Annotated in this window: 12 protein-coding genes; all 12 read left to right on the top strand. The window is 70.0% G+C overall.

The features are described 5' to 3' along the window. Nucleotides 1-11 precede the first annotated feature (11 nt). The 12 genes from OG579_RS07255 (at nucleotide 12) to OG579_RS07310 (ending at nucleotide 14,214) form a co-directional block, all read left to right on the top strand. On the top strand, nucleotides 12-1,211 hold the full coding sequence (locus tag OG579_RS07255) for a YveK family protein (RefSeq protein WP_328858593.1): 1,200 nt from the start codon (nucleotides 12-14) through the stop codon (nucleotides 1,209-1,211). Next, nucleotides 1,201-2,319: a glycosyltransferase gene (locus OG579_RS07260; protein ID WP_328858594.1), complete on the top strand. Its 1,119-nt coding sequence runs from the start codon at nucleotides 1,201-1,203 to the stop codon at nucleotides 2,317-2,319. Before OG579_RS07255 ends, OG579_RS07260 begins: the two co-directional genes overlap by 11 nt. Nucleotides 2,320-2,350: 31 nt before the next feature. Next, complete coding sequence (locus OG579_RS07265; RefSeq protein ID WP_328858595.1) at nucleotides 2,351-3,616, top strand: hypothetical protein; 1,266 nt, start codon at nucleotides 2,351-2,353, stop codon at nucleotides 3,614-3,616. A gap of 79 nt (nucleotides 3,617-3,695) precedes the next feature. Further along, the gene (locus tag OG579_RS07270) at nucleotides 3,696-4,484 is read left to right on the top strand and encodes a GAF domain-containing protein (RefSeq protein ID WP_328858596.1); all 789 of its coding nucleotides are present in this window, start codon (nucleotides 3,696-3,698) and stop codon (nucleotides 4,482-4,484) included. A 72-nt stretch (nucleotides 4,485-4,556) separates the two neighbouring features. After that, nucleotides 4,557-6,047: a sugar transferase gene (locus tag OG579_RS07275; protein ID WP_328858597.1), complete on the top strand. Its 1,491-nt coding sequence runs from the start codon at nucleotides 4,557-4,559 to the stop codon at nucleotides 6,045-6,047. 64 nt (nucleotides 6,048-6,111) lie between these two features. Further along, nucleotides 6,112-7,392: a competence/damage-inducible protein A gene (locus tag OG579_RS07280; RefSeq protein ID WP_328858598.1), complete on the top strand. Its 1,281-nt coding sequence runs from the start codon at nucleotides 6,112-6,114 to the stop codon at nucleotides 7,390-7,392. 62 nt (nucleotides 7,393-7,454) lie between these two features. Further along, nucleotides 7,455-7,967, top strand: coding sequence for a DUF4878 domain-containing protein (locus OG579_RS07285; protein ID WP_328858599.1), 513 nt, complete (start codon nucleotides 7,455-7,457; stop codon nucleotides 7,965-7,967). A gap of 5 nt (nucleotides 7,968-7,972) precedes the next feature. Then, nucleotides 7,973-9,016, top strand: coding sequence for a heme/hemin ABC transporter substrate-binding protein (locus OG579_RS07290; protein ID WP_328858600.1), 1,044 nt, complete (start codon nucleotides 7,973-7,975; stop codon nucleotides 9,014-9,016). 71 nt (nucleotides 9,017-9,087) lie between these two features. After that, complete coding sequence (locus tag OG579_RS07295) at nucleotides 9,088-10,107, top strand: FecCD family ABC transporter permease (RefSeq protein WP_456243463.1); 1,020 nt, start codon at nucleotides 9,088-9,090, stop codon at nucleotides 10,105-10,107. Then, the gene (locus tag OG579_RS07300) at nucleotides 10,104-10,901 is read left to right on the top strand and encodes a heme ABC transporter ATP-binding protein (protein WP_328858601.1); all 798 of its coding nucleotides are present in this window, start codon (nucleotides 10,104-10,106) and stop codon (nucleotides 10,899-10,901) included. The genes OG579_RS07295 and OG579_RS07300 overlap by 4 nt, the downstream gene beginning before the upstream one ends. Before the next feature lie 315 nt (nucleotides 10,902-11,216). After that, nucleotides 11,217-12,767: an HNH endonuclease signature motif containing protein gene (locus OG579_RS07305; RefSeq protein WP_328858602.1), complete on the top strand. Its 1,551-nt coding sequence runs from the start codon at nucleotides 11,217-11,219 to the stop codon at nucleotides 12,765-12,767. A 205-nt stretch (nucleotides 12,768-12,972) separates the two neighbouring features. Further along, complete coding sequence (locus tag OG579_RS07310) at nucleotides 12,973-14,214, top strand: glycoside hydrolase 5 family protein (RefSeq protein WP_328858603.1); 1,242 nt, start codon at nucleotides 12,973-12,975, stop codon at nucleotides 14,212-14,214. Nucleotides 14,215-14,248 lie beyond the last annotated feature (34 nt).

A 14,248-nucleotide genomic window follows, 5' to 3' on the forward strand; every position in this document is an offset into this window, starting at 1 on the left:
GGAGTCCAACGGTGACCGTCGAGTCCGCGACGACCCATCGCGACGCCCCACCGCCCATCGACCTCGCCGGACACTTCCGCGACCTGGCCCGCGTCCTGCTGCCGGCCCTGGTGATCGGCGCCCTCGTCGGCGCCGGGGTCTTCATCGCACGGTCGACCCTGGTCGACAAGGAGTACTCGGCGTCGGTCGTCACGCAGATCACGACGTCGGGGGAGATCGTCGCCGGTGATGCGTTCGTCGAGCAGCTACGCGCACCGTTCGAGGAGCTCGCGAGCGACGACGGCGTCCTCACGCAGGCGCTCACCACCGTCGACACCGGCTGGGACACGGGCACATTGCGCAGTCACCTCACGCTGACCCCCGGCACCTCCCCCGCTCTGCTGACCTTCACCGTCACCGCGGGGAACCCCCGCATGGCCCAGCAGGTGGCGCGGGCCGTGGTCGACGCCGTCGCGCAGGCCAACCAGAGCAACGCCGAGCGCGACGTGTCACGCCGGGTCGGCCAGATCGACACCTCCATCGACAGCGAGCAGGCCCGCAACGCGCGACTGCCCGCCAACAGCAGCGCCCGCACCGCCTCCGACGTCCGGCTGGCCGAACTGCGGGCCCAACGCGACCAGGCCGCCGCCTCGGGCGGCAACCAGCTGACGGTGCTGTCGGTGCCCGACGCGTCCTCGACGCCCATCTCGCCCAAGCCGGTGTCGGAGGCGCTGGTGGCCGCAGTCGTGGCGTTCATCGTGGCGGCCGAACTGCTCGTCCTCGCCCGGGGCCGACTCGGTCGGCGCAACAACCGCATCTGGGCTCGGCGCGTCGCCCACCGGCACGGCGCCCGACTACAGGTCGTGGACGGCGGTCGGTTCGACCCGTCGAAGGTCCTCTACGGCGAACTGGCACACCGCCACCGCCGCGGACGGTCGGCGATCATCCTGCTCGGCGAACAGACCGACGTCGCGTCGGTCACGGTCCCCGCCGGGCCCGCCGAGCAGAGCGCACAGGACATCGACCACCACGACCTGCACGACGAATGGTGGCGGACCGCCGATCTCGGGGATCTGGTCGTCGCCGTCGTGGTCCTGTCGACACGCGGGCGCGATCGTGCCGCCACCGAGGCCGCGCTGGCCCAACTCGCCGACCTGGGCGTCAGCCGCCACGTCGTCCTGCAGGGGAGACGGCCGCGACGTGGGTCGACGGGGGCCTCCGATGCCGACTGAGCGCGTAGCCGTCGTCCACGAACGGCTCACCGAGATCGCGGGCTCGGAACACGTGGTCGAACAGCTCGCCCTCGAATGGCCGCGCGGCGGCGTCCACACGCCGATCGCCCGCGCGCAGGGCATCCCCCGCGACCTGCCCAGCCCACCGAACACCACATGGCTCAACGGTCTCTACCGCGCCCTCGGCCACCGCTCGTACGCCCCGACCTTGCCGTTCATGCCGATCGCGTTCCGCGGGATGGACCTCCGCGGCCCCGGCGGCGAACCCGAGGTCGTCGTGACCAGCCACCATGCGTTCGCCACCCAGGTGGTGTTCGCCACCGAGGCACCGGTGATCGCGTATGTGCACAGCCCCGCGCGGTGGGCCTGGGACGCCAGCCTGCGCGCGGGCGAGGGCGGCGGCGCGGTGGGAGCGGGCATCCTCACCGCACTGTCGGTGGTGGCACGCCGCTGCGAGGTGGCGGCCGCTCCCCGACTGCACACCGTCGTCGCGAACTCGTCGGCCGTGGCCGACCGCATCCAATCCTGGTGGGGCCGCGACGCCGTCGTGGTGCACCCACCGGTCGACACCGAGGGCTTCACACCCGACCCGTCGGTCGAGCGCGAGGACTTCTTCCTGCTCGCCGGACGCCTGGTGCCCTACAAGCGCCCCGACATCGCCATCCGCGCCGCCGCCGAGGCCGACGTGCCGCTCGTCGTCGCCGGCGACGGACGCGCGATGGAGGCCTGCCGCGCGATCGCCGGGCCGCGGACGGAGTTCCTCGGACGCGTCCCGCACGCGGAGCTCCTCGCCCTGCATCGCCGCACGCGCGCGCTGGTCATGCCCGGCATCGAGGACTTCGGCATCGTGCCGGTCGAATCGATGGCCACCGGCACCCCGGTCATCGCGCTCGGCGAGGGCGGGGCGCTCGACTCGGTGCGACCGGGCGAGACGGGGCTGCTCGTGGAACCCGGCACCGACGACGAGATCGTCGACCGCTTCGCCGCCGCGATGCGCGGGTTCGACCCGGCGGATTTCGATCGCGATGCCATCCGTCGCTGGGCGGAGGGGTTCTCCCGCAGCGAGTTCCGGCGCCGCATGCGGGAGGTCGTCGATGGGGTGGTCTGATCGACCGGGAACGCGGCCCGATCGCCGGGCCGTGCGCTCCGACACCGAGATCGCCGCCCACCGGCCGAGTGCCCTCGATCGAGCGCTCGCGAACTCCCGCACCATCGCGATCTTCGGACCGCTCCCCGCACTCGACCGGGACCTGCTGACCGTTCGCCTTCGATCGGTCGCCGCGCAGGTTCCGCGTCTGCGGCTGGACCCCTTCGCCCCGGACGGTGCGTGGACGCGACGAACCGACACGCTGCTCGTCGAGGACCTCGCCCCACCGACGGCGCCGCGCGATCTCCCCGACACCCCAGGCGGATACCTCGGCGTGATCGCCACCCATGTGCGACAGCTGGATCCGGCGCCGCTGCGCGTCGCCGTCTGTCACGACCATCTCGTCGTCGACCACTCGCATGGCCTCGGCGACGGTCGGCTCGCGCCCGCGCTGCAGGCGGTCCTCCTCGACTCCGCCTCGCCCGCCGTGCAGGCCGCGCTGGCCCATGACGCACCGGCCGGCTCGGTCCGACGCGCGCTCGCCGATCAGATCCTCCGCCATCCCCGCCGGCTCGGTGAGGTCCACCGATTGCGCTCCGAGAACGCCCGCACCGACACCGTCGCCGAGCCGACCGCCGTCGATCCGCGACGGGTCCGGACCATGTCGGCGACCATGTCGCCCGACCGCGTCGCCGCACTACGCGAGCGGGTCTCGGCGGTGCAGGGTGCGTCCGACGCGTCGGCGACGGTCGCGATGTGGGTGTCGGCGCTGCGCCGCGCGGGCGTCACCAACGACGACATCGTGCAGGTGCTCGTCGACTGTCGGCGCTATCTGCGCCGCGACGACGCCGGCATGGGCAACCTGGCCATCGCACTCCCCATCCGGATGCCCGACCCGGTGACGGCGGCCTCGGTGCGACAGCGCGTGCGCGCGGCCACCGAATCCGCCTGGCCGCTGGCCGTTCTCGGCATCAACGCCACGCGGGCACGACTGCACCGCGGAATCCCTGATCCCGGTGCGGACACGGCGGTGTCGGTCCGCACCTCGTCCCGGATCCGGCTGTCGGTGAGCGACATCGGTCGGCTCCCGCTCTACGACGGCGTCCTGCCCGGCCCGTCGGAAGCGCTCCCCCAACTCGGCGCCGGTATCGACCCCGACGGCCCCGAGGCGCTCACCCTGCTCGTCAGCGAGATCGGCGGTGCGCGAACCCTGTCGGCGACGTTCCATCCCGAGGTCGTCGCACCCACCGCGGTGCACGCGGCGCTGGTCGACATCTGCCGCGACCCGATCGCCGTCCTCGAGGCGTCGGAGTCGTGAACAGGCGCCGGGCACGGACCCCGCGTCGTTACGCGACCGACGCACTCGCCACCAGGCCCGATTCGCTATCGTGAAGCCCATGTCCGGTATCTCGCCCACGGTCGACCCGACGATCACCGAGGTGCTGGCACACGCCTCGCGGTCGGCGGGTGAGAGTGTCGACGTCTACATCGGGCGGGCCGTCGCCGCCCGCCTCGCCGCCGACCTCCTCGGGTCCGACGTCCCCGGCCTCTCCGCCGCCGTCACCGCACTGCGGCGCGACGGCCTCACCGCTGACGGTGATGCGGCATCGGACGACGCAGCGTCGGACGGTCTGTTCCCCGATGGCCAGCCCACTCCCGCTCCGCCCGTCATCGCGACCGACCCCGTCATCCGCGACCCGGCGCGGTTACGGGCGCTGTTCGACACCGGTCTCATGGACTCCGGAAAGGGCGCCGCCTACGACCGCATCGCCCAGATGGCCGTCGACGCGCTGGACGTGCCGAGCGCGGGCGTCTCGCTGGTCTCCGACGAGAAGCAGTGGTTCTGCAGTGCAGCGGGCCTGTCCGGCGATCTCGCCGAGACACGCACCGTCCCGCTGGATCGCTCGCTGTGTCAGTACGCGGTGTCCGCCGGGTCCCCACTCGTCGTCGACGACGCCCGCACCCACCCGACGTTGAAGGACCATCCGATCGTGGCCGACGGCACGGTGGTCGCCTACGCGGGTGTCCCCCTGGCCGACGCGGCAGGCAATGCCATCGGCACGCTGTGCGCCTGGGACGGAAAGCCGAAACTGTGGACGGCGGGGCACGTGCAGATCCTCGAGGACCTCGCGACCATCGTGCGGGAACGGATCTTCGACACCATCGACCTCGGTGACATGTCCTGAATGTTGCACAGCAAATCTGTTAATTCACTACAGTGAATCGTATGACAGGCACTCGGTACTGAGCGGCCTGCCATGGCCCTGCAGACCTCCCCGACGACGATCCCGATCTCCGAACCGCCGGGGGACGCGGCACCATCGGCGTTCCTCCGCAGCATCCGCAGGGATCCCGGGCATTCCATCGTCACGGTCGTCGTCGACGTCCTCGCCGCCTCGGCGGCCGTGGCCCTCGGCTCGCTCTGGGCCGACGCCACACAGGACCAGCACCCACCGCTGTGGTCGGTGTGGCTGTTCGTCCCCACGATGATCATGACGTTCGCGCTGCAGCAGATGTACCGCAAACAGCTGCGCCGCAACTTCCTCGACGAGCTCCCCCGTGTGCAGACCACCCTGGCCGTCGCCGCGGTCCTCACCCTCGGCTTCATCGTCACGTTCCTCACGCAGGCCTCCCAGACCGGCGTCACGACGACGAAGGTGTGGGCCTGCGCGGTCGTGCTCGTCACCGGCGGTCGTTTCGCGCGCGTCGTGATCCAACGCAATCTGCGCATCCGGCACGGGTCCCTCGCACCGACTCTCGTCGTCGGCGACGGACTGATCGCACACCAACTCATCCAACGCATGCGCGACATGCCCGAGTACGGCCTGCGGCCGGTGGGGATCCTCGCCGCGACCCCACTGCGGCTCACCGCAGACGTCGCGACGGAGGAACCCGACTCCTACGGCGTGCCCCGACTCGGCCCTCCGCAGGCCATCGCCGATGCGATCGCGGCGACACATGCCGAGGAGGTCGTCGTCGCGGCCGAGGACATCGACGACGCAGAACTCGCCCGCGTCGTCCGCGCGGCGCACCGACGCGGTATCCGGGCGTGGGTGCTGCCCCGCGCGCACGACGCCGTCGGGGCCCGGGCACGCATCGATCATCTCGGCGGCGTGCCCCTGCTGATCCTTCCCCGCGTCAACCCTCGCAGTTGGCAGTTCGCGGTGAAGCACACCGTCGATCGCGTGGCCGCGACACTCGGACTCCTCCTCATCTCCCCGCTCTTCCTCACCCTGATGCTGCTGGTCAAGCTGAGCTCACCCGGACCGATCTTCTTCTCACAGGACCGCGTGGGGCGCAACGGAAAGGTGTTCGGCTGCCTCAAGTTCCGATCGATGCGCCCACCGACCGAGGCCGACGCCGCGTTCGAGCTCACCGCCGGTGCCGCGCCGGGCGGGATCGAGGGTGTCGACCGACGGACCAAGATCGGCAGGATCATGCGATCGACGTCGATGGACGAACTGCCCCAGCTGATCAACGTCGCGCTCGGGGACATGAGCCTCGTCGGCCCCCGTCCCGAACGCCCCGAGTTCGTCGAACTGTTCGACATGCAGATCCGCCGCTACGGTGAACGCCACCGCGTGAAGGCCGGCGTCACCGGATGGGCTCAGGTCCACGGCCTGCGGGGCCAGACCTCCATCGCCGACCGCGCGGAGTGGGACAACTATTACATCGAGAACTGGTCGGTCCTGCTCGACCTCAAGATCCTCGCCCTCACCGTGTTGACCTTCCTGCATCGCGCGGAGTGACATCGCCCTGGCCGGACGGGAACGCCGGCGATCGGTCCGGTCCCACCCCGTAGGCTCGGCAATCGTGAGTGTGCGCGCAGGAATCGTGGTGACCGGGACCGAGGTGCTGACCGGACGGGTGGCCGACGCGAACGGTCCGTGGCTGGCGGGACGGTTGGGTGACGCGGGCATCGAACTGGCCCACATCACCGTCTGCGGCGACCGACCCGCCGACATGGAGGCGCAACTGCGGTTCCTCGCCGACGACGGTGTCGACCTGATCCTCACCAGCGGCGGACTCGGTCCCACCGCCGACGACCTGACCGTCGAGATCGTCGCCCGCTTCACCGGACGCGAACTCGTGCTCGACACCGCGCTCGAGGAGACCATCAGCGCCATCGTGAACCGTTGGATGGCGGCGCGCGGTGACACGACCGGACTCGATTCCGTCGCCGCGGCGACGCGCAAACAGGCGATGATCCCCGCCGGCGCGCAGTGGGTCACCCCGACCGGCACCGCTCCCGGCGTCGTCGTCTCCGGCACCGACACCCTCCCGACCGTGGTGGTGCTGCCCGGTCCGCCGCCGGAACTGCAGGCGATGTGGCCCGCGGTCGTCGAGGTGCCCGCCGTGGCCGCGATCCTGGCCTCGGCCCCGCAGCAGCGCCAGGAGACCGTCCGCATGATCGGCGTCCCCGAGTCCGAGCTCGCCGTCACGTTGCGGACCGCCGAGTCGACCATCTCCGGGTTCGACCGCCTCGAGATCACCACGTGCCTGCGCCGCGCCGAACTCGAGATCGTCACCCGCATCGACACCGGCGCCGATGACGCCTACGCCGCGCTGCTCGACCTGCTGCGGGCCGAACACGGTCGCGCGATCTTCTCCGTCGACGGGTCCACCGTCGACGACCAGGTCGCCGGGCTGCTCTCGGGCCGCCTCATCGCCACGGCCGAATCGTGCACCGCGGGACTGGTCGCCGGGCGCCTCACCGATCGCGCGGGGTCCTCGGCGTACGTGGTCGGCGGCGCCGTCGCCTACTCCAACGAGATCAAGACCGATGTCCTCGGCGTCGACGCAGACCTCATCGCCGCACACGGCGCGGTGTCCGAACAGGTCGCCGCGGCCATGGCGACCGGCGCGCTGCGGCGCTTCGGCGCCGACACCGCGATCTCGACCACCGGCATCGCCGGACCCGGGGGCGGTACGCCCGAGAAGCCGGTCGGCACCGTGTGTTTCGGGATCGCGCTGGGTGACGGCACCGTGGTGACCCGCACCCTCGTGCTCCCGGGGTCACGTGCCGACGTGCGCGACCGCTCCACCAGTGTCGCCCTGCATCTCCTCCGGCAGGTGCTCACCGCGCAGCCCTGATCAGTCGGGATGGTCGAGAGGTTAGTATTGCCTTACTCGACATCGGACAGGGAGCGAAACACATGCAGATCCGGAGACTCGCGATCGGTGCCGTCATCGCCGGAGCGGTGGTGATCGGTGCGACCGCCTGCGGCAGCGACGACTCGTCGACCACCGCGTCGAGCAGCGTGGCCGCGACCACGTCGGCGAGCAGCACGGGGTCCGGTACGACCGCGCAGGCGCCGGCCGATCTCGACGCCGCCGCGGCCCAGCAGATCCTGCGCACCGTCGTCGACCCGGCCAGTTCTCCCGAACAGGTTGCCGGACTCGTCGATTCGACCGATCCCGCGATCGGGCAGAAGCTCAACGGATTCGCCCAGGGCGCGAGCGCCGGCGGTTACACCCCGAGCGTGTTCACCGTGACCTCGGTCGCTGCCGACGGCACCGACAAGGCCACCGCCACGGTGTCGGTCGCCAGCCCGCACACACCGGCCCCGGTCGCGATCCCCTACGGCTACACCAAGTCCGGCGGGGCCTGGAAGCTTTCGTCGTCTGCGGTGACCGCACTGCTGAGCATGGCGAGCGGGCCACGCTGACGACGATGTCGAGGCGGGCCGCCGCCTCGATCCTCGTACTGACGGTCGTCGTGGCGACGGCCATCGGTGCGTGCTCCACCGCACCGCTCGACGTCGGGTCATCGGATACGTCGCCGACGTCGGTGCCGCTGCCCGACGGTCCGCGCACCGCACGGCTGCCCTCGGCCGATCCGATCCCGGTGTCGCCCACGCCGACCCCGCAACTGCCCGTCACCGTGACCACCGCCGACAACCGGCGCGTGACGATCACCGACGTCAGTCGGATCGTTGCCCTCGACCGCTACGGGACGTACGGCACGGCGGTGTTCGCGCTCGGGCTCGGTCGCAACCTGGTGGGCCGCGACATCGCGACGAAGTTCCCTGCGGCCGCATCGATCCCGGTGGTGACCACCGGCGGCACCGACGCGAACGCCGAGGCGATCATCGCCCTGCGACCCACCGTGGTGCTGACCGACGCGTCGCTGCCGTCGGCGAACGTGCTGACCGGTCAGCTCACCGCCGCGGGGATCCCCGTGGTCACCGGGAGCGCCGGACGCACCGTCGCCGGGACCGACGCACAGCTGCGAGCGGTCGCGACCGCGCTCGGGATCCCCGCGGCCGGTGACGCTCTCGTCGCCCGCACCGACTCCCAGATCGCCGCGGCCCGCGCGATGGTCCCCCGCGACGCCGATCGGCCGCGGATCGCGTTCGTCTACGCCCGCGGTACGGGCCTGCTCATCCTGGGCGGCCCCGGCTCGGGCGCGGACTCCCTCATCGACACCGTCGGCGGACAGGACGCGGGCACCGCGGCCGGGCTCACCGACGCCTTCACCTCGCTCACGTCCGAGGGACTCATCAAGTCCCGACCCGATGTGCTGCTGATGATGACCGACGGACTGGCGTCGGTCGGGGGTGTCGACGGCCTCGAGAAGATCCCCGGGGTGAGCGAGACGCCGGCCGGCCGCGATCGACGCATCATCGACATGGACGATGGCGAACTGCTGTCGTTCGGGGCCCGCACGGGCGATGTGGCGGTGGCGCTCGCGCGCACCCTCTTCGGACGCCCGTGAGTCCCGCCCTCGCCGAGCGGCTGCGGACGATCCGCGACGGAGATCGCTCACCGAAGCTGCGGCGGATACCCCTGGTCGTCGTGGCACCGGTCGGTCTGACGATCCTCGCCGTCGCGGTCGTCGTCGCCGCGGGGATCGGGCAGAACCACATCCCGCCGCTGCAGGTGCTCGGTTCGCTGCTGCACCACCTTCACATCGCACTCGGCCCGCTGCCCGATCAAGTGGGTGAGAACACGCTGTGGAACGTCCGCCTGCCGCGAGTGATGTTGGCGCTGGTGGTCGGCGCCGCACTGGGCTGCGCGGGTGCGGTCCTGCAGGGCGTGTTCGCCAACCCGCTCGCCGAACCTGGGGTGATCGGGGTGTCGTCGGGTGCCGCTGCCGGCGCGTCGGGTGTCATCGCCGTGGGCGGGCTCGGGGTCGCCGGGTACGCGGTCGCCGGCGGCGCCTTCGCGGCCGGACTCCTCACGACCGGCATCGTGTATCTGCTGTCGCGATCCGCGGGACGGACCGAGGTCGTCACCCTGGTGCTGACGGGCATCGCGGTCAACGCCTTCGCCGGCGGGTTGATCGCGTTCTTCACGTTCTCCGCCAGCCCCACCGCGCGCGACCAGATCGTGTTCTGGCAGTTGGGAAGCCTGAACCGGGCGACGTGGGATCAGGTGTACCTGGTGGTCGGGCTCGTCGTGGTCGGCATCATCGCGTCGATGACGATCGCGCGGCGGATGGACCTGCTGGCCCTCGGCGAGTACTCGGCCCGGCACCTCGGTGTCGACGTCGAGGGGCTGCGGCGGGTCGCCGTCGTGATCGTCGCGGTGCTGACCGCGGCGGCGGTGTCGTTCTGCGGCATCATCCTGTTCGTCGGCCTCGTGATCCCGCACCTGATGCGCATCGTCGTCGGACCCGCACATCGCGTGCTGGTACCGGCCAGCGCCCTGGCCGGGGCGATCCTGCTGGTGCTCGCCGATCTCGCCGCGCGCACCCTCGTCGACTACGCAGATCTCCCGATCGGCATGCTGACCGCTCTCGTCGGCGGTCCGGTGTTCCTGCTGCTGTTGCGCCGCACCCGTTCCCGTCAGGGCGGGTGGGCATGACAGGCGCTGCGGCTGCCGTTCGCCCGCTGATCAGCGCGGAGTCGGTGTCGGTGAGCCGCGCCGGACGGCAGGTCCTGCACGGTGTGGATCTCGCGGTCGGGGCGGGCGAGGTGCTGTGCATCGTCGGCCCGAACGGGGCGGGGAAGTCGACCCTCCTCTCGGCGTTGGCCGGATCGGTGGACCTCGACGCGGGACACGTTGCACTGCAGGGCGACCCGATCGAGCGTCTGTCGACGCTCGAACAGGCGCGCCGTCGAGCGGTGCTTCCGCAGGACCACGTGGTGGGAGGCTCGTTCAGCTGTCGCGAGGTGGTGCAGATGGCACGGCACCCGTGGAACCGCACGCCGGCCAACGCCGACGACGAGACCGCGGTCGCCGAGGCCATGGCGCAGTGCGACGTCGTCGATTTCGCCGATCGGCCGTTCGCGACCCTGTCGGGCGGTGAACGTGCACGTGTCGCGCTGGCGCGAGTCCTCGCCCAGCAGACCCCGGTGCTCCTGCTCGATGAACCGACCGCGGCGCTCGACCCGCACTTCCAGGAGACCGTGATGGCCCTGGTCACCGCGCGCGCCGCCCGGGGGGACGCCGTCGTCGCGGTGGTCCACGACCTCACCATGGCCGCGGCCTACAGCGACACCGTCGTGGTGATCGCCGACGGACAGGTCGTCGCGAGCGGTCCACCCCGTACCACCCTCACCGCCGAACTCCTCACCACCACATACGGTCTCCCGATGACGGTCTCCCTCCTCGACGACCAGCAGGTGATCCTCCCCCACCGACCCCCGAAGCCGTAACGGTTGCGCTGACTGTGTAGAAACGGTCGCCGAGTGTGCCGCTCGTGCTGACTGTGTGGAAACGGCCGTCGAGTGCCTGACCCGCGGTTGCTGACTGTGTGGAAACGGTCGTCGAGTGTGCTGACAGCTCACCGCACGCCGACGACGAGACAACGCACACTCGGCGTCCGGCTTCCGCACCGTCAGCGGCAGGAGAACTCAACCACACACCCGAAATACACCCACGTTCAACATTATTCGCGACAATCAATCCCCCACTCCTCGAACACACGTGCTAGAATAAACGTACAGTCACACCTGGGGAGGGGGCAGCCGGTGAGCGATCTCGTGGCGAAATACGCTGCCCTGCAGGACCTCCTCGACGAGATCGCGAAAGAGACCGCAGACGCCCACGACGACGAGACCGTCGCACAACTGTCCATCACTCACGAAACCGTTGTCCGCCAGTTCGAGTCCATCGGCAATCGGCGGATTCTCGAGGTCTCCGACCGCGACGCCCACCGGACCGTGGGATGCGTGACCGTCACCGAGTTCCTCCAGACCAAACTACGGATCACCCACCCAAAGAAACGCCTTCAAGCCGTCCGAGCGTTGGAACCCATGCACGCGATGACCGGTGAGAAACTGCCACCGGTGTGCCCGAACACCGCTCGTGAACTCGCCGCCGGAACGGTCGGGCCCGATCACGTCTACGCGGTCCTCGACGTGATGAAGAAGATCCCGTCAGCCGTCGACCTGGAACAGCGGGCGCGGGCAGAGAAGGTCCTGGCCGAATTCGCGACGACGTTGACGCCGAAAGAGATCACCGCCGCCGGTGTGCGGATCCTGGCGCACCTCGATCCCGATGGACAACTGACCGATGACCGCGACCGCGCACGCAACCGGAAACTGAACCTCGGTTGCCAGGACTCGCAGTTGATGTCGACACTCACTGCGACATTGGATCCGATCACTCGCGCTCTGTTCGACGTGGTGTTGGCGAAATGGGCGGCGCCGGGGATGAACAACCCCGACGACGACCAGTCACCCAAAGGCGATCACGGCGATGCCGACCCGCAGTTGCTGAAAGAGGCAGCCGACCGGGACCATCGATCGCAGAGTCAGCGGAACCACGACGCGTTCAAGGCCCTCTTGGATGCCGCGGTCAACGGTGGCCTGCTCGGCGGCTCGCATCGTGGATTGCCGCCACAGATCATCGTCTCCATCACCGACGCACAGCTCCGGGAGCACGCAGGCGTCGCACGCACCGCCACCGGTTCTGACCTCCCGATCAGCGACGTCGTGAAACTCGCTGCCGACGCCCAGCCGCATCTCGCTGTGTTCAGTGACGTCACGAACGAACCGCTGTTCTTCGGCCGCAATCGTCGCCTCGCCTCACAGGCGCAACGGTTGATGGCCTTCGCGCAGTACAAGGGATGCAGCAAAGACGACTGCGGTGTTCCGTTCGCCCACACCGAAATGCATCACGCCGAAGCAGATTGGGCCGACGGCGGACTCACCGACTCGCCGCACATGGCACCCGCCTGTGGTCGCCACAATCGGGCCGTCGGCAGCGAACCGCACCAATGGTCGACGGAGAAGATCACCGACGGCCCCGACCGGGGACGGTATGGCTGGCGCCGCAACGCCGACCCGCCCGAGAGACTCCGCGCCAACCACGAACACCGGATCGACGAACTACTTCAGCAGCATTCGGCGAGCGACGACCCGTGCGCGGACCCGCCAGACATCGAAGAGCCACCGACGGTCCTCGGCATCGAACACCGGCTCGCCTGCATCGCGGTCGAGCGGCTCCCTCGTGCCCCGGAATTCGCTCAGCGATTCGACATCAGCTGGCCACAAAACATGGTCATCGACGCAGCCTGAACGAGGGTGCGCACTCCGACCGCGCCCGGTCGAGGTAACGAAACGCTCTCGGATCGGCTCAGCTTTGGTCACTGACACGGTGATGTCGTGTGACTGGTGTGACTATTGCGTTCGTTCGAGAAGGTTGTGGCCTGCGTGTTCGGGGGGACTGCGCCACAACCTCTGCAGTAGACGCCCATGCAGCCGCACCGGAGAGGTCCCCCGAATGTCCACTGCACGACCCGCTCGTTCTCGCCGTTCTCTCCTCGCCCGCGCCGCCGTCGTCGTGGCGTTGACCGTCGGCGCCGCAACCGTTCTCGTGCCCACTGCGCACACCGCCGCTCCCGCGGCCTGCCAGGGATCGGCCGCCAAGGGCCGCGTCGGGGTGTCACCCGGCGCTGGCATCCTCGGCCTCAACGACTCCGACCTCACCCGGGAACTCACCGCCGCCCGCGACGCCGGCGTCGGACTCGTTCGCGTCGACGTCGACTGGTCGGTGATCGAACCGCAGCGCGGAACCCGTACGTGGACAGCGCTCGACCGCGTCGTCAACAAGATCACCAGCCTCGGGATGTGTCCGACAGGCGTGGTCGCCTACACACCGCGGTGGGCACAGAACTCTGCCGACAACCCCACCGACAGCCATTTCCGGCCCGCCGACCCGGCGACCTTCGCCGCCTTCGCCAGAGACGCCGCCATCCACTACCAGAACTCGATCGGGGTCTGGGAGATCTGGAATGAGCCGAACCTCAACATCTTCTACAAGCCCGCACCGGACACCGCCGGTTACGGCCGGCTGCTGGCCGCGGCCTCGGCGGCGATCCGGACGCTGTCACCGGCGCCCACGGTCATCAGCGGCGGCCTAGCGCCGGCCGTCGACAACGGCCATGACATCGCACCGCTGACCTTCCTCAAGGCGCTCTACACCCTGAACCTCAAGAGCTCGTTCGACGCGGTCGCGGTCCACCCGTACACCTTCCCCGCGTTGCCCAACGATCCGTCGACCCGCTCCTACAGCACCTTTCAACGCATGTGGGACATGCACGACTTCATGACCGCCAACGGCGACGGCGGCAAACTCCTGTGGATGACCGAATCGGGCGCCCCCACCGGGACCAACCCGGTGGCAGTGAGCGAAGACGTGCAGGCGCAGACGGTCCAGATCCTGCTCGCCTCGGCACGCGACACCGCCTGGGTCGGCCCCGCGTTCATCTACAACATCCGCGACACCGGGACGAACACCAACGACATCGAGCAGAACTTCGGGCTCCTGCGGAACAACTTCACGCCGAAGAAGTCCTATCAGACGGTCAAGGACTTCACGGCCGCGAGCACTCCCCCGTCCACCTCGACACCCCCGTCCACCTCCACCCCGCCGAGCACATCGACGCCACCCAGCACGCCGACGCAGCCGACCACACCGGTCGCCTCGACGCCCACCACGGCACCGAAGTTCGGCAGCAGCTGACCCCGACCCGTCCGGCACGAAGCCCCGGGGTGGC

Source organism: Williamsia herbipolensis, assembly GCF_036153515.1.
GTDB classification, from domain to species: domain Bacteria; phylum Actinomycetota; class Actinomycetes; order Mycobacteriales; family Mycobacteriaceae; genus Williamsia_A; species Williamsia_A herbipolensis.

What these genes read in the sequence shown, in the direction of transcription:
- OG579_RS07290 (WP_328858600.1), top strand. Translation starts at nt 7,973, where the DNA reads ATGTCGAGGCGGGCCGCCGCCTCGATCCTCGTACTGACGGTCGTCGTG.
- OG579_RS07270 (WP_328858596.1), top strand. Translation starts at nt 3,696, where the DNA reads ATGTCCGGTATCTCGCCCACGGTCGACCCGACGATCACCGAGGTGCTG.
- OG579_RS07275 (WP_328858597.1), top strand. Translation starts at nt 4,557, where the DNA reads ATGGCCCTGCAGACCTCCCCGACGACGATCCCGATCTCCGAACCGCCG.
- OG579_RS07260 (WP_328858594.1), top strand. Translation starts at nt 1,201, where the DNA reads ATGCCGACTGAGCGCGTAGCCGTCGTCCACGAACGGCTCACCGAGATC.
- OG579_RS07310 (WP_328858603.1), top strand. Translation starts at nt 12,973, where the DNA reads ATGTCCACTGCACGACCCGCTCGTTCTCGCCGTTCTCTCCTCGCCCGC.
- OG579_RS07300 (WP_328858601.1), top strand. Translation starts at nt 10,104, where the DNA reads ATGACAGGCGCTGCGGCTGCCGTTCGCCCGCTGATCAGCGCGGAGTCG.
- OG579_RS07285 (WP_328858599.1), top strand. Translation starts at nt 7,455, where the DNA reads ATGCAGATCCGGAGACTCGCGATCGGTGCCGTCATCGCCGGAGCGGTG.